At 44.8% G+C, this 19,983-nt stretch carries 23 protein-coding genes; 18 read left to right on the top strand and 5 right to left on the bottom strand.

Annotated features, from left to right (window positions below; translation table 11 throughout):
* Positions 1 to 150: 150 nt before the first annotated feature.
* From QNI08_RS00240 to QNI08_RS00210, 7 genes are all read left to right on the top strand, one after another.
* Entirely contained in the window at positions 151 to 819 is a 669-nt protein-coding gene (locus QNI08_RS00240) for an O-methyltransferase (protein WP_285765859.1), read from the top strand.
* Positions 806 to 1,735 carry a peptidase U32 family protein gene (locus QNI08_RS00235; protein WP_285765436.1) on the top strand — a complete coding sequence of 310 codons (930 nt, stop codon included), beginning with the start codon at positions 806 to 808 and terminating at the stop codon, positions 1,733 to 1,735. Before QNI08_RS00240 ends, QNI08_RS00235 begins: the two co-directional genes overlap by 14 nt.
* Before the next feature lie 32 nt (positions 1,736 to 1,767).
* Positions 1,768 to 3,039 (top strand): peptidase U32 family protein, encoded by a 1,272-nt coding sequence (locus QNI08_RS00230; RefSeq protein WP_285765435.1) that lies wholly within the window; start codon positions 1,768 to 1,770, stop codon positions 3,037 to 3,039.
* Position 3,040: 1 nt separating this feature from the next.
* Positions 3,041 to 3,679 carry a uridine kinase gene (udk, locus tag QNI08_RS00225; protein WP_285765434.1) on the top strand — a complete coding sequence of 213 codons (639 nt, stop codon included), beginning with the start codon at positions 3,041 to 3,043 and terminating at the stop codon, positions 3,677 to 3,679.
* Positions 3,680 to 3,971: 292 nt separating this feature from the next.
* A complete protein-coding gene (gene greA / locus QNI08_RS00220; protein ID WP_285765433.1) occupies positions 3,972 to 4,448 on the top strand; it encodes a transcription elongation factor GreA in 477 nt (158 codons plus the stop codon).
* A gap of 132 nt (positions 4,449 to 4,580) precedes the next feature.
* On the top strand, positions 4,581 to 6,320 hold the full coding sequence (locus tag QNI08_RS00215; protein ID WP_285765432.1) for a peptidoglycan D,D-transpeptidase FtsI family protein: 1,740 nt from the start codon (positions 4,581 to 4,583) through the stop codon (positions 6,318 to 6,320).
* Between the two features lie 100 nt (positions 6,321 to 6,420).
* Positions 6,421 to 7,089 (top strand): YrrS family protein, encoded by a 669-nt coding sequence (locus tag QNI08_RS00210; RefSeq protein ID WP_285765431.1) that lies wholly within the window; start codon positions 6,421 to 6,423, stop codon positions 7,087 to 7,089.
* Between the two features lie 54 nt (positions 7,090 to 7,143).
* On the opposite strand, the gene QNI08_RS00205 is transcribed toward QNI08_RS00210, so the two are convergent.
* The gene (locus QNI08_RS00205; protein ID WP_285765430.1) at positions 7,144 to 7,356 is read right to left on the bottom strand and encodes a DUF2536 family protein; all 213 of its coding nucleotides are present in this window, start codon (positions 7,354 to 7,356) and stop codon (positions 7,144 to 7,146) included.
* 269 nt (positions 7,357 to 7,625) lie between these two features.
* Between QNI08_RS00205 and QNI08_RS00200 the strand changes: the two genes are divergently transcribed.
* The 6 genes from QNI08_RS00200 to QNI08_RS00175 all read left to right on the top strand — a co-directional run bounded on the left by QNI08_RS00200 (position 7,626) and on the right by QNI08_RS00175 (position 12,448).
* Positions 7,626 to 8,264: a class I SAM-dependent methyltransferase gene (locus tag QNI08_RS00200; protein ID WP_285765429.1), complete on the top strand. Its 639-nt coding sequence runs from the start codon at positions 7,626 to 7,628 to the stop codon at positions 8,262 to 8,264.
* A gap of 17 nt (positions 8,265 to 8,281) precedes the next feature.
* Positions 8,282 to 8,977 carry a 5'-methylthioadenosine/S-adenosylhomocysteine nucleosidase gene (mtnN, locus tag QNI08_RS00195; protein ID WP_285765428.1) on the top strand — a complete coding sequence of 232 codons (696 nt, stop codon included), beginning with the start codon at positions 8,282 to 8,284 and terminating at the stop codon, positions 8,975 to 8,977.
* A 94-nt stretch (positions 8,978 to 9,071) separates the two neighbouring features.
* The gene (locus QNI08_RS00190) at positions 9,072 to 9,995 is read left to right on the top strand and encodes a PLP-dependent cysteine synthase family protein (protein WP_285765427.1); all 924 of its coding nucleotides are present in this window, start codon (positions 9,072 to 9,074) and stop codon (positions 9,993 to 9,995) included.
* A gap of 1 nt (position 9,996) precedes the next feature.
* Positions 9,997 to 11,133, top strand: coding sequence for a bifunctional cystathionine gamma-lyase/homocysteine desulfhydrase (locus tag QNI08_RS00185; RefSeq protein WP_285765426.1), 1,137 nt, complete (start codon positions 9,997 to 9,999; stop codon positions 11,131 to 11,133).
* Positions 11,134 to 11,249: 116 nt separating this feature from the next.
* On the top strand, positions 11,250 to 11,513 hold the full coding sequence (locus QNI08_RS00180; protein ID WP_285765425.1) for a YrhC family protein: 264 nt from the start codon (positions 11,250 to 11,252) through the stop codon (positions 11,511 to 11,513).
* Positions 11,514 to 12,307: 794 nt separating this feature from the next.
* The gene (locus QNI08_RS00175) at positions 12,308 to 12,448 is read left to right on the top strand and encodes a YrzI family small protein (RefSeq protein WP_285765424.1); all 141 of its coding nucleotides are present in this window, start codon (positions 12,308 to 12,310) and stop codon (positions 12,446 to 12,448) included.
* A gap of 199 nt (positions 12,449 to 12,647) precedes the next feature.
* Here QNI08_RS00175 and QNI08_RS00170 read toward each other — a convergent pair whose 3' ends face one another.
* The gene (locus tag QNI08_RS00170; RefSeq protein WP_285765423.1) at positions 12,648 to 12,833 is read right to left on the bottom strand and encodes a sporulation protein YjcZ; all 186 of its coding nucleotides are present in this window, start codon (positions 12,831 to 12,833) and stop codon (positions 12,648 to 12,650) included.
* A 190-nt stretch (positions 12,834 to 13,023) separates the two neighbouring features.
* Between QNI08_RS00170 and sigK the strand changes: the two genes are divergently transcribed.
* Positions 13,024 to 13,746, top strand: coding sequence for an RNA polymerase sporulation sigma factor SigK (gene sigK / locus QNI08_RS00165; RefSeq protein WP_034308596.1), 723 nt, complete (start codon positions 13,024 to 13,026; stop codon positions 13,744 to 13,746).
* Between the two features lie 186 nt (positions 13,747 to 13,932).
* Here sigK and QNI08_RS00160 read toward each other — a convergent pair whose 3' ends face one another.
* Complete coding sequence (locus QNI08_RS00160) at positions 13,933 to 14,235, bottom strand: hypothetical protein (RefSeq protein WP_285765422.1); 303 nt, start codon at positions 14,233 to 14,235, stop codon at positions 13,933 to 13,935.
* 158 nt (positions 14,236 to 14,393) lie between these two features.
* Between QNI08_RS00160 and QNI08_RS00155 the strand changes: the two genes are divergently transcribed.
* Positions 14,394 to 16,184: a M3 family oligoendopeptidase gene (locus QNI08_RS00155; protein WP_285765421.1), complete on the top strand. Its 1,791-nt coding sequence runs from the start codon at positions 14,394 to 14,396 to the stop codon at positions 16,182 to 16,184.
* 63 nt (positions 16,185 to 16,247) lie between these two features.
* Here QNI08_RS00155 and pssA read toward each other — a convergent pair whose 3' ends face one another.
* Positions 16,248 to 16,787, bottom strand: coding sequence for a CDP-diacylglycerol--serine O-phosphatidyltransferase (pssA, locus tag QNI08_RS00150; RefSeq protein ID WP_285765420.1), 540 nt, complete (start codon positions 16,785 to 16,787; stop codon positions 16,248 to 16,250).
* A gap of 137 nt (positions 16,788 to 16,924) precedes the next feature.
* Here pssA and QNI08_RS00145 point away from each other — a divergent pair, with 137 nt between their 5' ends.
* Positions 16,925 to 17,710, top strand: coding sequence for a phosphatidylserine decarboxylase (locus tag QNI08_RS00145; protein WP_285765419.1), 786 nt, complete (start codon positions 16,925 to 16,927; stop codon positions 17,708 to 17,710).
* 48 nt (positions 17,711 to 17,758) lie between these two features.
* Here QNI08_RS00145 and QNI08_RS00140 read toward each other — a convergent pair whose 3' ends face one another.
* Complete coding sequence (locus QNI08_RS00140) at positions 17,759 to 17,899, bottom strand: sporulation histidine kinase inhibitor Sda (RefSeq protein WP_285765418.1); 141 nt, start codon at positions 17,897 to 17,899, stop codon at positions 17,759 to 17,761.
* Between the two features lie 453 nt (positions 17,900 to 18,352).
* On the opposite strand from QNI08_RS00140, the gene QNI08_RS00135 reads away from it, so the two are divergent.
* Both QNI08_RS00135 and yqeH read left to right on the top strand, forming a co-directional pair.
* The gene (locus QNI08_RS00135) at positions 18,353 to 18,874 is read left to right on the top strand and encodes a YqeG family HAD IIIA-type phosphatase (RefSeq protein ID WP_285765417.1); all 522 of its coding nucleotides are present in this window, start codon (positions 18,353 to 18,355) and stop codon (positions 18,872 to 18,874) included.
* Complete coding sequence (yqeH, locus tag QNI08_RS00130; protein ID WP_483313727.1) at positions 18,871 to 19,980, top strand: ribosome biogenesis GTPase YqeH; 1,110 nt, start codon at positions 18,871 to 18,873, stop codon at positions 19,978 to 19,980. Before QNI08_RS00135 ends, yqeH begins: the two co-directional genes overlap by 4 nt.
* Positions 19,981 to 19,983 lie beyond the last annotated feature (3 nt).

Here is a 19,983-nt window from a genome sequence, read left to right as displayed (position 1 = left end):
CGAATGCCGGGTTTTATTTTGAAAGATAAGGAAAGGTAGCTCGTCGAGCATAGTTGCTTCAGGCCAAGGTGATGACTTGCAGGCACTCAAACCTCATAATATTGCCTGGACTGACCAAACGCTTTCGTTTTTCTTATAATTGGAGGAAACATCTTGAACGGAAAAATAGAACCATATCTTCATTCCTTGATTCCGGAGCGTACGGGACTGATCAAGGAGATGGAAGATTTCGCATTGGAAAATAATGTGCCGATCATGGAGCCGGAAGGCATTGAAGTGCTGCTTCAGATCTTACGGCTTCATCAGCCGCGTGTGATATTGGAGGTTGGTTCGGCAATCGGCTACTCCGCGATAAGGATGGCAGAAACCCTTCCAGGAGCAACCATCGTGACGCTTGAACGCAATGAAGCCCGTATTGAACAGGCAAGGGCCAATATCGAGAAAGCTGGACTGAATGATAGGATCACCCTCATTGAAGGCGATGCTCTTGAGGCCGGGCCGAAAGTAGCCGAACTCGGACCATTCGATATCATCTTCGTGGATGCTGCCAAGGGGCAGTATAAGCGCTTCTTCGAACTTTTTGAGCCGTTCCTTGCCCATGCTGGAGTGATCATAACTGATAATGTCTTATTTAAGGGCTTGGTTGCAGAAAACATTGAAGAAATGGAAATGACGAGACGCAAGCGAGCTCTCATCAAAAAAATCAGGGACTTTAACATATGGCTGCATGACCATCCTCATTTCGATACCGTCATATTGCCGATTGGTGATGGTGTAGCCATAAGTAAACATAGAGGTGACAAAAATGAAAAAGCCTGAATTACTCGTGACACCGACAAGCCTCAAGCATATCGCAGAGCTCATCGATGCTGGTGCTGACGCCTTCGTCATTGGCGAGCAGCGGTACGCTCTTAGGCTGGCAGGAGAGTTCAACCGTGAGGAAGTCAAGAAAGCGATAGAAATCGCCCATGCCGCAGGCAGGAAGGCATACGTGTCGATGAACGCCATCTTTCATAATGAAAAGGTGGACGAGCTTGAGGACTACGTCACATTCCTTAAAGAAGCCGGCGCAGACCGGATCATATTCGGTGATCCGGCAGTCCTGATGGCAGTCCGTGCCGTTGCTCCTGAAATGCCATTGCATTGGAACACGGAGATGACGGTGACGAATTGGTATACCTGTAATTATTGGGGACAGCGCGGTGCTGTCCGCGCCCTCGCTGCCCGTGAAATAAGTTTGGACGAGATAATTGAAATGAAGGAAAATGCCGAGGTCGAGCTTGAAGTGCAGGTGCACGGCATGACCTGCATATTCCAGTCCAAGCGTACGCTTCTAGGAAACTACTTTGAATATCAAGGCAAGGATCTGGAAGTGGAAAATCGCAAGGAAAGCAGAAATATGTTCTTGCATGATACGGAACGGGAAAACAAATATCCGATTTATGAAGATGAAAATGGCACACATATCATGAGCCCGAATGATATGTGCATGATTGATGAACTGCAGGAATTGATGGAGGCGGAAATCGATTCTTTCAAAATCGAAGGATTGCTGCAAACTCCTGAATATATTACGGAAATGACAAGGCTATACCGGGAAGCGATAGACCTATGTGCAGAAGATCCCGACCGGTATGAAGATTCGAAATGGGAGCTTTACGAAAAAGTCAAAGCGGTTCAGCCGGTTAACCGGGAGCTGGATACAGGATTCTTCTTCAAAGAGTCGGTTTATTAAAGAAAAGGGTAAGAGAAAGAGGAGGAATAGCCTTGAATGCTATTGCTGATAAAATTTCCAGGATCGTGGATGGAAAAAGAGTCATTGTTAAAAAACCTGAATTGCTGGCCCCTGCCGGCAACTTGGAAAAACTAAAAATAGCCGTCCATTATGGCGCAGATGCTGTTTTCATTGGCGGTCAGGAATATGGACTGCGTTCCAATGCCGGCAATTTCACGTTTGAGGAAATGACAGAGGGCGTCGAGTTCGCGAATAAGTATGGTGCGAAGGTATATGTAACGACCAATATCTTTGCCCATAATGAAAATATCGAAGGGCTTGAAGAATATTTGGCGGGCCTTCAGGAGGCTGGCGTTCATGGCATCATCGTCGCCGACCCGCTGATCATCGAGACGTGCAAAAAAGTCGCCCCGAACGTGGAAATCCACTTGAGCACGCAGCAATCCCTTTCAAACTGGAAGGCGGTACAGTATTGGAAAGAGGAGGGCTTGGAGCGTGTCGTGCTGGCCCGTGAGACAAGCGCTGAAGAAATCCGTGAAATGAAGGAGAAAGTCGATATTGAAATCGAAGCCTTCGTCCATGGTGCCATGTGCATTGCTTATTCAGGACGATGCACGCTCTCGAACCATATGACGGCCCGTGATTCAAACCGCGGCGGCTGCTGCCAGTCCTGCCGTTGGGATTACGATTTATATGAGTTGGATCAAGACGGGGAAAAGGCTTTATTCGAAAAAGAAGATGCCCCATTCGCCATGAGCCCGAAAGACCTGAAGCTGATCGAATCCTTGCCAGGCATGATCGAAATCGGCATTGACAGCTTAAAGGTCGAGGGAAGAATGAAATCGATTCATTATATTGCGACTGTAATCAGCGTCTATCGCAAGGTCATTGATGCGTATTGCGCCGATCCCGACCATTTCACGATCAAGCAGGAGTGGCTGGAAGAGCTCGATAAGTGTGCAAATCGTGAGACGGCTTCATCCTTCATGGAAGGGGGAATTCCTGGGTATAAACAACAAATGTTCGGGAATCATACCGTAAAGACTCGCTTCGACTTCGCTGGATTGGTGCTCGCTTATGACGAGGAAACGAAAATCGCCACCATGCAGCAGCGAAATTTCTTCAAGCCTGGAGATGAAGTGGAGTTTTTTGGGCCGGAAATCGGAAACTTTACACAAAAAATCGGAACGATCTGGGATGAGTCAGGCAAAGAGCTGGAGGCAGCTCGCCATCCGCTTCAAATTGTCCGCATTCAAGTAGATGATCGAGTATATGTGAACAATATGATGCGGAAGGAGAATTGACATGACAAGAAAAAAACCAGTGGTCATCGGCGTTACAGGAGGATCGGGATCAGGGAAAACAAGTGTGACCCGTTCCATTTTCGAATTCTTTCAAGGACACTCGATCTTGATGATCGAACAAGATTATTATTATAAAGATCAAAGCCATTTGCCATTTGAAGAGCGGTTGAAAACGAATTATGATCATCCGCTGGCATTTGACAATGACTTGCTGATTGAACACATTAACGCTTTGCTGCGCTATGAAACGATAAACAAACCCGTTTATGACTATTCGATCCATACTCGTTCGGAGGAGGTCATCACCGTCGAACCGCAGGATGTCATCATCCTTGAAGGGATTTTGGTGCTGGAGGATGAACGTCTCCGTGACCTGATGGACATGAAGCTCTATGTGGATACGGATGCGGACCTGCGGATACTCCGCCGGATGACCCGAGACATCAAAGAACGCGGACGTTCGATCGAATCCGTCATCGATCAATATATCAGCGTCGTCCGCCCGATGCACAACCAGTTCATCGAACCGACGAAACGCTATGCCGACATCATCATTCCAGAAGGCGGACAAAACCATGTCGCGATTGATCTCATGGTGACTAAAATTCAAACAATCCTTGAACAAAAGTCTTTTTTGTAATAACATAGCATAAATAATGATAGGTGCCTTTTTCCTCCGTTTTTGAAAGAATCCCATTTATTTAGGGGGAAATACTGGACAAATGTTGGAAAACGCAATAATCTATTCTTGATACAGAACGAACCGGCTGCTCATCGCAGTCGGTTCATATACTAAAGAACGGTTGTTTCTTAGTATCGATTGTGCGTGCTTTTAAAGTCTCGCACTTATATAGTTTGACTCAAGTATTTTTCGAGTTGAGACCTGTATAGTACATAAACTTGGCATAAAGAATTTGAAGGAGTGAAGGGTTTTGGCAATTGAAAAAGAATATCCAATGACTAATGAAGGTAAGTTGAAGCTTGAACAGGAACTGGAGCAATTAAAAACGGTTAAACGGAAAGAAGTAGTGGAGAGGATCAAGATTGCCCGCAGTTTCGGCGACCTTTCCGAGAACTCCGAGTATGATTCGGCAAAAGAAGAACAAGCTTTCGTAGAAGGCCGTATCACAACGATTGAAAATATGATCCGCAACGCAAAGATCATCGAAGGCGATGATTCGAATACAGATACGGTTTCACTTGGAAAGACGGTAACATTCGTGGAACTTCCTGATGGTGACGAAGAAACATATTCCATCGTAGGAAGCGTTGAAGCCGACCCATTCGAAGGGAAGATTTCCAATGATTCCCCTATCGCAAAAAGCCTGATGGGGAAAAGGGTCGGTGACAAGGTATCGATCATGACACCTGGCGGCGAAATGAGCGTTAAAATCGTTTCCATCAGCTAATCCATTAACGAGTGAAAAGAGGATGTCCATTTGGGCATCCTCTTTTTTGCGCAAAAAAAATAGTTGCGGCAAAGTTGTTCATAATTGTTTAAAAATTCGCACCTCGTCAACAATGTTTACGAGGTGTATTTTATGAAAAAGAAACGATTGAGGATGCTAGCTATTTTCTTGACCACTTGCATGCTGGTACTCATAGGCAGGCTTGTTTACATCCAACTTGTAGCGACAGAATCTTTTTCGAAGCATAATGTGAACCTGATAGAAGCAAGCGTGGAGCAGCGTTCCCAAATATTGAAGATCGATGATGGACGCGGAAAGTTTTATGACAGGAATGGGGAGCCGCTTGCTCATGAAGAAATCCCCACGCTTGTGCTGTTTCCATTCCTGAAAAAAATGACATGGCCTATAGATGAAATTGCATCGATTATCGGTAAATCGGAAAATGAGCTGAGACAGGCAATCGAACAAGCGGATGAACCGTTCATATTCGGCGGGGATGATCCGATAGAATTGACGGCGAGCCAATCGAAGGCGATCAATCAATTGAAGATACCCGGGGTCTTTGCCGTGAACGAAAAGCTGTATCACAATCAGACACCTGCTGCGCAATTGATCGGCACGACGAATATATCGGATGCTGAGAAGAAAAAACGTTATCCGGACATGAATTTGTCCCCAGAAACGAAAATTGGCAATACAGGACTGCAAAGGACATTTGATGAATTTTTGCTTTCGACCGGGGAATCGAAGCTCGTTTTTCATGTGGATGCAAGCGGCGGTCCGATGTTCGGTGTGGATGTCAAATACGTCGAACCAGCAAACCCTCTATACCCGGTGAAGGTCGTGACGACGATTGATAAAGAAATACAGGAAAAGGCGGAGAAGCTTGTCGATGAACGCGGCATTAAGAAAGGCGGACTCGTACTGATTGATATCAAGAAAAGCGAAATCGTCGCCATGGTATCGCGTCCCGCCCTTAATATCAAGGACCCGAATGGTGCAGGAGCTGTCAATATGATGCTGACGCAAAAAACGCCAGGGTCCGTCTTTAAGACGGTCACGGCAGCAGCTGCCATCGATCATAAAGCGGCAAGCCCATCGAGGAAATTTGACTGTAACTTGACGATTGACGGAAGGGCGGATAAGCAGAGGGAATTGGGGATGTTGAATTTCGAAAGCAGCTTTGCCCAAAGCTGTAACAGGACCTTTGCCGAATTGTCACAGGAAATCGCCGACAAAGATCCCGACTTTCTGGAAAACTATGCGAAAAAGCTGGGCCTGGTTGGTGAAACGGGCTGGCAAGGGGATGTTTATCATACGAAAGTCACTCAGCTGTACCACGAACAAACCGGAAAGGTCTGGCACGATGATGATTTAAAGAAGGATCCCAAGATGATTGCCAAAACCGCCATCGGCCAGCAGGATGTCCAAACGACGCCGCTTGCGATAGCGAACATGATGGCGACGATTGCCCGCGGCGGTAAGAAGGAACAAGTCAAGGCCGTATCCAAGGTGGAATTTAACAATAGTACGACAGTGGTTGATTTTCCTGACCAAAGCATGGGAGGAGATACCATTTCTCCCTACACGGCAATGAAGATGCAGCAGCTTTTAAGGAAGGTCGTGACCGAAGAAAAGGGGACTGGTGCTTCCTTGAAAGATTTACCTGTGGAGGTGGCGGGCAAATCCGGAACAGCACAGACGAATATCGAAAAAGGTGAGCTCAATAAATGGTTTGCCGGCTACTTCCCATATAAAAATCCCCAATATGCGCTAGTTACCGTAAGCTTTGAAACGAAGGAGAATAGCTCGAGCATGACGCCGCTTTTTTCAGATATTGTAAAAGTTTTATACACCAAGGACCAGGACTGATACGAGAAATGACGAAAAGTGTAGGAAACCATTCCCTTCTATCTGCCGCTGAATCATGTTAAAATGGGGCAGTAATGAAATGGTAAGGGAGGAATGGACCTTGGGCTCACGATTCGATCAGCGAGATCAAAAAAGAAAAGTAAATAAAATATACAATATTGCAATAACCATCGTTTCGATTTTAATCGTAATTGTCGCCATCACCATTTTCTTGAGTGATGGCGGTAAAGAAGCAAATCCGACAACGACTGAACCGAAGCAAACGACCGATAAAGATAAAGGCAAGGTGGACAAGCCTGCTGGGAAAGTGGAAGAAAAGGCTTCAGAGAAGAAAGAGGACGAGGATCTTAAAGCAACTGAGGAAAAGGAAGAAGAGGCAACGGAGGATGAAGAAGCTTCTGATAAAGGCACGGATGCCGAGTTAGTCGAAGTGGAAGGCAGCGGTGATGGCAATGTTGCGTCCACTTATACGAGCGAGGGCTGGAAACCGGTCGGGACCGAGCAATCCGGGGAGCATAAGACAAGCTTTCAAAAGGGCTCCGTCGACTGGAATGAAATGAGTAAGGCCATTGCGCTCGGAGCGGGGATCGATGAAGGCGGCATGAGGCTATGGTGGCTTCAAAACGGCGGTTCGCCCAACACCGCAATCGGTACCGTTTCTGAAGGGGACAATCCGAAAACATACCGGGTCCATATTGAGTGGGTGGACGGTTCAGGGTGGAAACCTGTAAAAGTCGAAGAATTGAAGGTTAATGATAAACGCAAATAGTCCTGAAATAAAAAGCCCCCGGAAATAGAATCTTCCGGGGGCTATTTGTGCTGGTCATTTTTTTGCCTTGAAATGGACCACGGCACTATAAAAGCGTCTGCCTTCCTCGCTTACATACATCTGGTGTGAGACCGAATGAACCTGGAGCATGATCGCTTTATTGATTTCGATTTGCGCCTGGATTTTTTCTTCGAGATTCTTGATGCCTTCTGCCTCGAAAAATTCTATTTTATCTTCGAATAAATTTAAGTCGAGCTGAAAATTCATTAAGGCTTCCCTCCAACAATATAGATAATGCTAGTTTAACATACCATTTTAGCCGAATCTAAAGAGGAATGAGAGTTTGCCTAAAAAAACGGCACGGTTTTTTATATTATTTCATATTATACTTATAGGTTTTATTGTATTATAATAAAAGAGTGCTTAGATGAATCGATGCAATATCATCCATTCGCCTAAAAAAACAGCACGGTTTCATGTTTAATTCATATTATACGTATAGGCTTTATTATATTATAATAAAAAGGTGATAAAAAATGGGCAGAGAATTTTTGGATTTATTTGAGGAATGGTCGAAATCATATGATGATACTGTCGGTGGGCACGATATTGAATATCAAGAGGTATTTAAACACTATGATAGGATCTTGGATAGCGTGACGGATCGGGCTCACGGTCATGTTCTGGAGTTTGGTGTGGGCACCGGGAATTTAACGGAGAGGTTATTGAAGAAAGGCCTTAAGGTTACGGGGATCGAGCCTTCGCCTGCGATGAGGGAAATTGCGATCGGCAAGTTGGGCGATAGAACGGAAATAGCCGATGGCGATTTCATGGATTTCCCGGAGCCGGAACGTGTCGATTCGATCGTCAGTACGTATGCATTTCATCATTTAACGGATGAAGAAAAAGAAAAAGCGATAGCCAGCTATGGAAAGTTACTGAATACTGGTGGTAAAATAGTGTTTGCGGATACGATGTATCAATCAAAGGAAGCGCATGAAAAAGCGATTTCCGATGCAAAGCAGGCAGGCTTTCATAATTTGGCGAACGATTTGCAAACGGAATATTATACAACCATTCCTTATTTGGAAAGTGTACTTGAAGAACATGGGTATTCAGTGAACTTCGAGCGCTGCAATCAATTTGTCTGGATTATGGAGGCGGAAAAATTATAGGAAGAGGTTTTTTACTAATGAAAGTAGCCATAATCGGAGCAATGGAAGAAGAAGTTACGATTTTACGTGATAAATTGGAAGGTTTGGAGCAGGTGACCATAGCCGGTTCCGAGTTCAATACTGGTAAACTGGACGGTGTCGAGGTCATCTTGCTTAAATCCGGCATCGGTAAAGTGAATGCCGCCATGTCAACGGCAGTGCTCTTGGAAAAATTCAAACCGGATGCCATCATCAATACTGGTTCTGCCGGCGGATATCACCCAGCACTTAATGTAGGGGATGTTGTCATTTCTACCGAAGTGCGCCACCATGATGTCGATGTGACGGCTTTTGGATATGAATATGGCCAGGTTCCTCAGCTGCCGGCAGCCTTCATCCCGGATGAGAAGCTTTTTGCCCTTGCACAAGAAGCGGCTAAGGAAATCCAGGATATACAAGTGGCGAAAGGGCTGATCGTGACGGGGGATTCGTTCATGAACGACCCAGTCAGGGTTGAGTTCGTCAGGGGGAAATTCACGGATCTATATGCAGTGGAAATGGAAGCGGCAGCGATTGCACAGGTGGCCCACCAATTCCAAACACCATTTGTCATCATACGTTCCCTATCGGACATCGCAGGTAAGGAGTCCAATATTTCCTTCGATAAATTCCTGGAAACGGCGGCGCTTCATTCGGCTGATCTGATCGTGAAAATGGTTGGGAAAATGAAATGAATGGGCAGTGATCAGCGTGAGATTCTCCGCTGATTACTCTTTGATTTTATTACTCACTAAATTGGTAGGGGAACTATGAAAGGATGTACGAATAATGAAGGTCTTTCAAAACATACATGAGTTGGTCGGAAAGACGCCGATGATGGAAATCACCCATTTCCCGCTTCCGGATGGCATCCGCATCTTTGCCAAACTGGAATACTTCAATCCGGGAGGCAGTGTGAAGGACCGTCTCGGCCAGGAGCTTTTAACAGAAGCCTTGGAGACAGGAAAAGTGAAAATGGGAGGGACCATCATTGAACCGACTGCCGGGAATACCGGGATTGGACTGGCGCTGGCGGCGATAAACAGTGGCGTCGATGTGATATTTTGTGTACCCGAGAAATTCAGTGCCGAAAAACAGGAATTGATGCGCGCCCTTGGAGCTAAAGTGGTCCAGACCCCGACAGAGGAAGGCATGACAGGTGCGATCGCCAAGGCTAAGGCATTGCTTGCAGAGATTCCCGGGTCTTATTGCCCTCAGCAATTTGCGAATCCAGCTAATCCCGACGCATATTACAAAACACTGGGACCTGAAATTTGGGAACAGCTTGATGGCGAAGTCGATGTGTTTGTTGCCGGTGCCGGGACGGGCGGGACCTTCATGGGAACATCGCGTTATTTAAAAGAAAAAAAGACTGCGGTCAAAACGGTCATTGTCGAGCCAGAAGGGTCGATTTTGAACGGAGGCGAATCGGGACCTCATAAAACAGAGGGCATAGGAATGGAATTCTTACCAGCTTATATGGATGAAGCGTACTTTGATCAAATTCATACGATAAGCGATCGGCAAGCGTTCGAAATGGTCAAGGAATTGGCACTGAAGGAAGGCCTGCTGGTCGGCAGTTCCTCAGGCTCAGCATTCGCTGCGGCTTTGGATGAAGCGGCCATGGCTTCCCCGGGGACGAATATCGTCGTGGTATTCCCCGATTCCAGTGAACGTTACTTAAGCAAGAAAATTTATCAGGGAGGTATGTAAAATGAGAAAGAAAACACAATTGATCCACGGTGGCATTTTTGGAGATGAAGCAACTGGAGCCGTTTCGGTGCCGATCTATCAAGTAAGCACCTATAAACAGGATGGTCCGGGAGATCATCGCGGCTTCGAATATTCTCGTACAGGCAATCCAACCCGCCATGCCCTTGAGGAATTGATCAAGGATCTTGAAGAAGGGAAAAGAGGATTCGCCTTTGGCTCCGGGATGGCAGCGATGACGGCTGTCATGATGCTGCTGAGCAGCGGAGATCATGTTTTGATGACCGACGATGTTTACGGAGGTTCTTTCCGGGTGATGACGAAGGTGCTGAATCGCTTCGGAATCGAAGCTTCATTCGTCAATACGAGTGACGTGGATTCGATCCAAAACGAAATCAGGGACAACACGAAAGCTTTGTTCATCGAAACCCCGACAAATCCATTACTAAAGATCACGGATCTGGAAGCCGTGGCAAAAATAGCGAAAGCTAACAGCATCCTCACGATTGTCGATAATACCTTCAGCACGCCATACTGGCAGAATCCGCTTACGCTTGGTGCGGATATCGTCCTTCACAGCGCTACGAAGTATCTGGGGGGGCACAGCGATGTTGTAGCGGGTCTTGTCGTGGTGAATGATGAAAAAATCGGCAATGACCTTCACTTCATCCAAAACTCCACAGGGGGCGTGCTAGGGCCTCAAGATTCATGGTTACTGATGCGAGGCATCAAAACGCTCGGAATCCGGATGGAGGAACATGAAAAAAATACTTCCCGGATCGTTGAGTACTTATCCGGTCATGCCGGCGTTTCGAAAATCTATTATCCAGGTCTCGAAAGCCATCCAAACCACGAAATCGCGAAAAAACAATCGCGCGGCTTCGGCGGCATGGTTTCATTCGATGTCGGCAGTGCCGAAAAAGCCGCAGCCGTCTTGAATAAAGTGAAATTCTTCACGCTGGCGGAAAGTCTTGGAGCAGTGGAAAGCCTAATTTCCGTTCCGGCTTTAATGACGCATGCTTCCATTCCTGCCGCGCGCCGCGCCGAGCTTGGGATAACCGATGGACTGATTCGCATTTCCGTAGGCCTGGAGGATGCGGAAGACCTTTTGGAAGACTTGGAGCAAGCACTAAGAGGATAAACGGGGAACATGCTGCCGGTTCAAGCTAACTGCCATTATTTACTTTCTGCCATCTGGAATAAATATGGTAGAATGAGATATCGATAACTTATCAGCTTGAAAGAAGGTGGAATGGCATGAAAAACCGTACAAACCAAACGGCGGCTATGCTGCGTTCGAAAATGGCCGATTTTAAACAATTCGGAATCACGTTGCTATGTGTGGGTTCGTTTTTCTACCTAGGAACCATCCTTCCCTCTGGCGGCAAAACGTTGATGGACACATATGCCTATATGGGAGCGACGATCATGTTCCTAGGCGTATCCATATTATTTTTCCGATTATCCAATAAATATAAAAAGACCTTGGCTGACATGGATGACCAAGACTTCATACAATAATAAAATCAAGTTATAAGCTGTAGGCAAACTCTAGTGTTAAGGGAGTTTGCCTGCAGCTTTTTTATTTTACCCTGCATGAACCTGAAATTGGACATGACGTGTCTCATTTCTCTGCAGGCTCTTATCTTTCCGGAGGCGGTCCGTACAAGTAGCTGGCGAGAAACGGTACAAAAGCATGCGGAAAACGCGATTTCTATTGGGGCCATTTCTTTTCAATTACTTGCGTTACTCGCTGATTCGGCTATGATTCTCCGGGTAATTGCTGCTTTTTTTCATCAGTTCGGAGCGTTACTCACGAATTTAACTTTACTCCCGAGTATAGGCTTTCCATCGAATTTGCAACCAAATATACGATAAGCTGATTGGTGCATGGATTTATAATCCTTATTGCCAACCTTTTCAATAAATTCGTACGAAAATGGGTAAAAAGAAAGAAATTTCAAAAAAATGGGCAAAAGCTGTTTACAAATTCCTGAATTGTGGATATACTTACCAAGTAATAAAAAATATTCCAAGGGAGGTCGAAGAAAATGAAATTGTATCTATATGGAGTCGTCTCTAAACCAATTAGCTGGACTGTTTCACATGACAATCAAATACCATTCGACCTGTGCCAAGCGGAATATTTATAAAGCAAATTGGCTTTATTAATCATTCAGACATAGCGGCCGCAGGGAGAAGTCTTTCATCCTGCGGCCTTTTTATATTTTTTGAAAAAGCCGCAGGAGGACATAACTTTCTGCGGCCTTTTTATGCCTTTTTGCAGGGCCGCACCCTAAAAGGAGGTGATATTTATGACACTGAATATGCTTTTTTTCACAATAACGATCAAAATGAAAAAAATGACTGCCGAAGAATGCATGCAGCAGGACAGAATCAATAAAATTCGTGAAGAACATTTAGACAAAGCGATGAAGCATCGTCCTTTTTTCTAAAAAATAAGAGGCAGGGTATACCGAAAATTCTATGAAAGGTGGAGGTCAATATGTTGAAAATAATCCATGTACAAGGAGAAAAGCGTTGCCGCTGGCAGGAGAAGGATACCGGCTAACGAAGCGGGCATACGTAACAAGCAGTTGTGAAGATTTCAGGTGAAAAGGAAAAAACTCGGCGGAATGCCGAGTTTTTTTCTGCTTAGCAGCATGAATTTTGTCCGCCATATCCATATCCCGGGAACCAGCAGAACCCGAATATGAGCAATATGATAAACAGGACAATAAACAGTCCATAACCGTACCCGTAACCGCACCCGCCATAATTCGGCGGCGGAGCCGGGTACCCATAGTTGCAGCAGCCGTATGGTCCATAGTTATATCCCATTCTAAGACACCCCTTTCCTTAAAAATTCACTTATATTATATGAAGGGTTGGTGTTGTCCGTTTGGGATTTCATCCATTGCCGTTACGAACATTTTGGCCTTTGATGATTTCTTTTACCGGGACAGACACGAGCAAGCCCATTGCTGCATAGGTATGAATGAAGGAACCAAAGAAACGGGGGATGAAACCAATGCCCGGAATACTTACAGTTGTCGGATATATCATTAAAGAATTTTACTTATTTGTTTCCTATGTGAAAAACAATGCTTTTCCGCAGCCTTTATCATCTCAGGATGAAAAGAAATATCTGAAGCTCATGAGTGAGGGGGATGGTGATGCCCGTAACATCTTGATTGAGCATAACCTCAGGCTTGTTGCCCATATCGTCAAAAAATTTGAGAATACGGGTGAAGATACGGAGGATTTGATTTCAATCGGGACCATTGGCCTGATAAAAGCGATTGAAAGTTATTCGGATGGGAAGGGTACGAAGCTCGCCACATATGCCGCGCGTTGTATAGAGAACGAAATATTGATGCATTTACGCGCGACAAAGAAAACGAAAAAGGATATTTCCTTGCACGATCCGATTGGCCAGGATAAAGAGGGAAATGAAATCAGTTTAATCGATGTACTGAAATCAGAATCAGAAGATGTCATCGATACGATCCAGCTTAATATGGAAATCGAAAAAGTGAAAAAATATATTGATATTTTGGATGAACGGGAAAAGGAGGTCATTGTGGGGAGGTTCGGACTGGATTTGAAAAAAGAGAAAACCCAGCGGGAAATTGCCAAAGAGCTGGGGATTTCCCGAAGCTATGTATCCAGGATCGAGAAACGTGCGCTGATGAAGATGTTCCATGAATTTTACAGGGCGGAAAAAGAGAAGGAAAAGAAAGCTAAAGGATAAACGTAAGAAGAGTGCCGGGAAATTCCCGGCACTCTTTTTGCATTAATATTTACTTCGAACCATATCTGCAAATGCATGATAAATCTCGATACCCTGAAATAAGAACAGACGTGACGCGGTTAATGAAAATATCCCTATCATAATAAAACGAAACCACATATGAATCACTCCTCGATTTTATTTTTTTTATAAAATGTCAGAGTGGGCGGCTACGTAATTCGCCTGAAAAAACACGGGACTGAGATACCGCTGGCGCAAATTCGAATGGAAATAAAGAAAGCTTAAAATTGAAATCTCGAATACCAGGATAATGATGAGCGCCTGTAATGAGCTTAAGGCAGGGATGAGAGGCACTTTCTTATCGGCCTTATCCCAATGGTGAACATCGGTATGCTCTTCAAGGGTTAGCTGTTGTGCATGCTGATGGAACTGCCCGGGCACGGTCCATAAAAGGAGTATGATGGCAGACAGCTGGATGAAGAATTTCATATGAACCACCCCTTTCCCGAAGAATATATTCATCATAACACTTTTTTAACCGCAGATATAGAAAAACGCATTAAAAAAACTGAAAATTCCTTTTAATTAGAAAAAAATGGGCTAAACCTCTATAATGAGTATATTGGAAAAAAAGGGGGCAAATGCAAATGGGTTATTCATTAACATGGGATTTGGATATTTTTTTTAAAGGAGGAAGCTCTTCGGAAGAATTCCTGCTTTTCTTGGACGAAATCAAGGAAGACGCGCAAGAACTCGACTTGCTTGTCCGCAATATCCATCCATTGGAAAATGATGAAGGCCAATGGATTAAGGCATTCGATCTGTTGAACAGCACCAATATGAAATCAAGGCAGGCAGGTGCCTTCATTAGCTGCCTGGAGGCTCAAAACGCGCAGGATAAAAAAGCTGGCCAGCTGCGGATCAAGCAAATGAAAGCCGTTGCAGCGCTCAAAATGGTTATGAGCAAGCTAGATGAAAAACTGATCCAGCTTGACGATTCCTTTTTTCAAAGCATGCTCGCCAAGGAACCATTGAATGAATTGGAATTCGTCGTTACTGAACGCCGGGAAAGGGCTAAGGAAAAGCTTTCTGTGGAGGAAGAGGCAATAATCACCCAATTGTCCATGGACGGATTCGAAGGCTGGAGCCAGATGTATGATACGATCGTCGGTTCCATGACCATTCCTTATAAAGGGGAAATGCTCTCGGTAGGCCAAGCGGCGAATAAATTTTCAGAGCCCGACCAGAAGGCCAGGAAAGAATTATTCGCTGCTTGGGGACAGGCTTGGGAAGAAAAAAGTGACCTTTTTGCCCGGACGTTGAACCATCTGGCTGGATTTCGCCTCAGTGTGAATGAAAAAAGGGGCTGGAATGATATTTTGAAAGAGCCGCTTGAAATCGGACGGATGAAAAAAGAAACACTGGAAAGCATGTGGAATGTCATTGCCGAACATAAGGAGCCGCTGGTGAGGTTTTTACAAAGGAAAGCGGAATTACTGGATTTGGATAAGTTGAGCTGGGCGGATCTGGATGCACCGCTTGCGGTGACCGCAGAATCTAAAGTGATGAATTATCAAGAAGGTGCAGATTTCATCGTACAGCAATTTTCTAAATTCGGCACGGAGCTGGCTGGCTTCACTCAAAACGCCTTCGAGAACAGCTGGATCGAAGCGGAAGACAGACCAGGCAAGAGACCTGGGGGATTTTGTACAAGCTTCCCGCTAAATAAACAATCCAGGATATTCATGACGTATTCAGGTACGCCTTCGAATGTGTCGACGCTTGCCCATGAACTGGGGCATGCATTCCATTCCTATGCCATGAGGGATATCCATCCAATGAATCGCTCCTATGCGATGAATGTGGCTGAAACCGCCTCTACCTTCGCTGAAATGGTCGTTTCCGATGCCGCCGTGAAGGAAGCGGGCAGTGAGGAGGAAAAACTGGTTCAGCTGGAAGACAAAATTCAGCGTTCGATATCTTTGCTGATGAACATCCATGCGCGCTTTTTGTTCGAGACTAAATTTTATGAGGAGCGGAAGCAAGGCTATGTCAGTGCAGAACGATTGAATGAATTGATGCTTAACGCACAAAAAGAAGCATATGGGGATGCATTAAGCGATTATCATCCAACGTTCTGGGCTTCAAAACTTCATTTCTACATTACAGGTGTTCCATTCTATAATTTCCCTTACACCTTCGGATATTTATTCTCATTGGGGATATATGCGAATGCCCTGAAGGAACCGGCAGGATTCGAAGAAAAATATATCGCTCTATTAAAGGATACTGGTTCGATGAAGGTCGAGGATTTGGCACAGAAGCATTTGGGTGTTGACTTGACGACACGTGATTTCTGGAAAGAAGCGGTCCTTGCCTGCATGGACGATGTCGAGGAATTCATGAGCTTGACCGATCCGCTTGTCAAAAAGGCGTAGGTTTTCAGGGGGAATAGGCGAACGAAAAAGCGGATGTCCGATTGGGGACATCCGCTTTTCCAATTAAACTTTCTTCATTTTAAATGGACTGACCATAAGTAATGATAATATAATCATGAGGGATAAGAAAAAGGCCGGATGGAAATATGGGATGGCCAGAAAGCTTACTGTTGCGATGCAGCCGGCGACCGTAATGGGTACCCCTGTAAAGTAACCATTGCTTTCGCTGATATTGAAGCGTGCGAGGCGGAAAGCGCCGCAGCCAATATAGAAAACGGTGAAAATCGTACCCGGAGCGCCGAATTCTATCAAAATTCCTTGGTATAATAATAGAGCGGGTGCGACACCGAAAGAAATGATATCACACATGGAATCAAGTTGCTTGCCCAATTCCGATTCAATGTTGAATTTCCGGGCAACCATGCCGTCAAAGCGATCTGCAAGGGCAGCAAGGAAAATTAATAGCAGGCTTAAATTCATTTGTCCATGCATTACGGCAATTATTGCGAATCCGCCAAGGGATAAGTTCATTAATGTAAGTATATTTGCTGTTTGGGCCTTCAGTTTTTTTATGGTTTGATCTAGGGCGTGTAGTAGAAACATCTTGTCACTCCTTTCAAATGAAACAAAATAAAACAAAAAATATAGTAAACACAATTGCTTATTATATAATAATATTTTATTTAACACAATTTATGCAAGGTATTTTTGAATAATTTTACAATTTGGAGTGGATTTATTTGTATCAATCTTTGTATCGCATTTTGATCGAATTGACGAATGGAAGGTATTCATCGGGTTTATTGAAGCACTTCAGCCAATCACGCTGGAGCAGAGCCTTGATTTTACCATATGTAAAAGCATTTAACCTCAATCAACAAGAATTCGGAAAGGGTATAAAAGAATATCCCAACCTCCATGAGCTATTCACGAGAAAGCTGAAGGCGGAGGCAAGGCCGATTACGTCTGCCCCATCTGCGGTGGCAAGTCCTGTGGACGGTGTTCTCGAGGACTCGGGTGACATAATGGCAGATAAAAAAATCGTCGTTAAGGGAAAGGTATATTCAATGGAAGAGATGCTCGGGGATGAACTTGCTTTGGAAAAGTACTTAGGCGGCAAATACCTCGTGCTATACTTGAGCCCAAGTCATTACCATAGGATCCATGCACCGGTCGAAGGATCCGTGATCAAACGGTGGACGCTTGGGAGGAAATCGTATCCCGTTAATAGATGGGGCATGAAATATGGCAAAGAGCCTTTGTCAAAAAATTATCGTACAATAACTGAACTGCAAAATGAGACAGGAAGTTTGGCGATGGTGAAAGTCGGTGCCATGTATATTAATTCGATCGTCATTACCGATCAATCAAAGCGATTGGAGCGAGGGCAGGAGTTTTCATATTTCAGCTTCGGATCGACCGTCGTCCTTCTTTTTGAGAAGAACAAGTTTGAGCTTGAAGAAACCCTGTCCGTTCCCGCTGATGTCCGTGTCGGTGAAACGATTGGGTATATGAAGGCCGTTTAAACAAAAAATAAGAAGGCTGACATATGATGTCAGCCTATGTATTCCATATCAAAATAATGCTCGGATTTTATGTGTCAGGGCTCTTCGATGAATTTCCGTTTCTATGAGGCGGATGAATTCGGTACTCAGCTTTAAATTCTGCGCTTTGAAATACGATTCCAGCAACAGGTCATCAGATAGTTTTTGCATCAGGTCGCCATTTACGGCTGCTCACCTCCAGTGGGAAATGCGAGGAATAATTTTGTGTTTTTTTACATAAATTGATAAGTCTTCCTTGCTGTACCCCTACTGTATCAGAAATAAACACAGAGAACAATCGTTCTGTTATCCACAGCTGAAAGTGGATAACCTGTGGTTAAGATGTTTACAAAGTGGGTGAATTGGGGCTGGTCAGCCTGGAAAATGTTAGTAAAGTTATCCACAGGTTGGGATAATGAAATTTTTGTCGAAATCTTTTCGGAATAATTGGGTCTTTCGTTTCGCTGAATTCCTGTTTTGCTTAAAAATGCCTTCCCATATCTTAAAACTTACATTATGATGATTTTTTACCGGAAGCCCGCTTTCCTAAATTTTTTTGAAAGTAAGCCGGAAATTCGATATGATGGAAACGGTAAATTTTAATGAAAATATAGAGGTGCCAATATGCTTAAATTATTTTTGCCGAGTGAACATGTTAAAAGCATTTTTAATATAGATCCTCAAGAATTGAAAAAAAGAGGGATAAAAGGAGTCATCACGGACTTGGATAATACGCTTGTTGAATGGGACAGGCCAACAGCGACCCCGGATTTGATCAAATGGTTCGATAATATGCGGGCCCATGGCATTTTAGTGACGATTGTATCCAATAATAATGAAAATCGGGTTCGGTCCTTTTCCGATCCGCTGCACATTCCATTCATCCATCAGGCCAGGAAGCCGATGTCGAGGGCCTTCCATAAAGCGCGCAAGACGATGGGACTGAAGTTGGAGGAGACGGTGGTAATCGGCGACCAGTTATTGACTGATGTGTTAGGAGGGAACAGAGGCGGGTTCCATACGATCTTGGTGGTACCGGTCGCCCAGACTGACGAATTCAGGACGAAAATCAATCGTTATTTTGAAAGAAAGATCATGGCGTTTTTTAAACGTAAAGGGATGATAGAATGGGAGGATCACAATTGAACAATCAACAAGAATTAGTGTGCATCGGCTGCGGCGTGAAGGTCCAGACGGAGGATCCGAAGGAATTGGGCTTTGCCCCTAAATCAGCTTTAGAGAAAGAGACGATCGTCTGTCAGCGCTGCTTTAAATTGAAGCATTATAACGAGGTTCAGGATGTATCTTTAACCGACGATGACTTCTTGAAAATCTTGAATAAAGTCGGAGAAACAGATTCCTTGATCGTCAAGGTCGTCGATATTTTCGATTTCAATGGAAGCTGGCTGCCGGGCCTTCATCGATTCGTGGGAAGAAATGATGTTCTTTTGATCGGAAATAAGGTCGATCTATTGCCAAAGTCCGTCAAACCCAATAAATTGATCAATTGGATGAAGCAATCCTCTAAGGAATTGGGGCTGAATCCGGTTGATGTTTTACTTGTGAGTGCAGACAAGGGGAAGCACATCCTTGAAGCGGCCGATGCGATTGAACGGTATCGCAAAGGGAAGGATGTTTATGTCGTGGGCTGTACGAATGTCGGCAAATCGACCTTCATCAACCGCCTGATCAAAGAAGTGAGCGGGGAAGGCGACACCATCACGACCTCCCACTTCCCGGGCACGACTTTGGATATGATTGAAATTCCTTTGGAGGATGGGAAGGCATTGATTGATACACCAGGAATCATCAATCACCACCAAATGGCCCATTACGTGGACAAGCGGGATTTCAAGGTGATCATGCCGAAGAAGGAAATCAAACCGAGAGTTTATCAGCTGAATGAGGAACAGACATTATTCTTTGGAGGACTGGCCAGGCTCGATTACGTCTCCGGCGGAAGGCGTTCCCTCACTTGCTACCTTTCGAATGAATTGAACATCCACCGTACGAAATTGGAAAAGGCGGATGACTTGTACCAAAATCATGCCGGGGAATTACTGACGCCGCCGCGGCCTGAACAAATCGGGGAATTCCCGAAGTTGATTCCGCATGAATTCTCCTTGAAAGATGGTAAAATGGATATTGTGTTTTCTGGTCTTGGCTGGGTGACGGTCAATGAGCCAGGAGCAAAAATCGTTGCACATGTGCCAAAAGGGGTCAATGTCATCGTTCGCAAATCATTAATCTAATAT

Origin of the sequence: Peribacillus folii (genome assembly GCF_030271255.1) — a bacterium.
GTDB lineage: Bacteria > Bacillota > Bacilli > Bacillales > DSM-1321 > Peribacillus.
The sequence above is the reverse complement of the archived record's forward strand: the minus strand, read 5'-3'. Positions and strand labels throughout refer to the sequence as shown.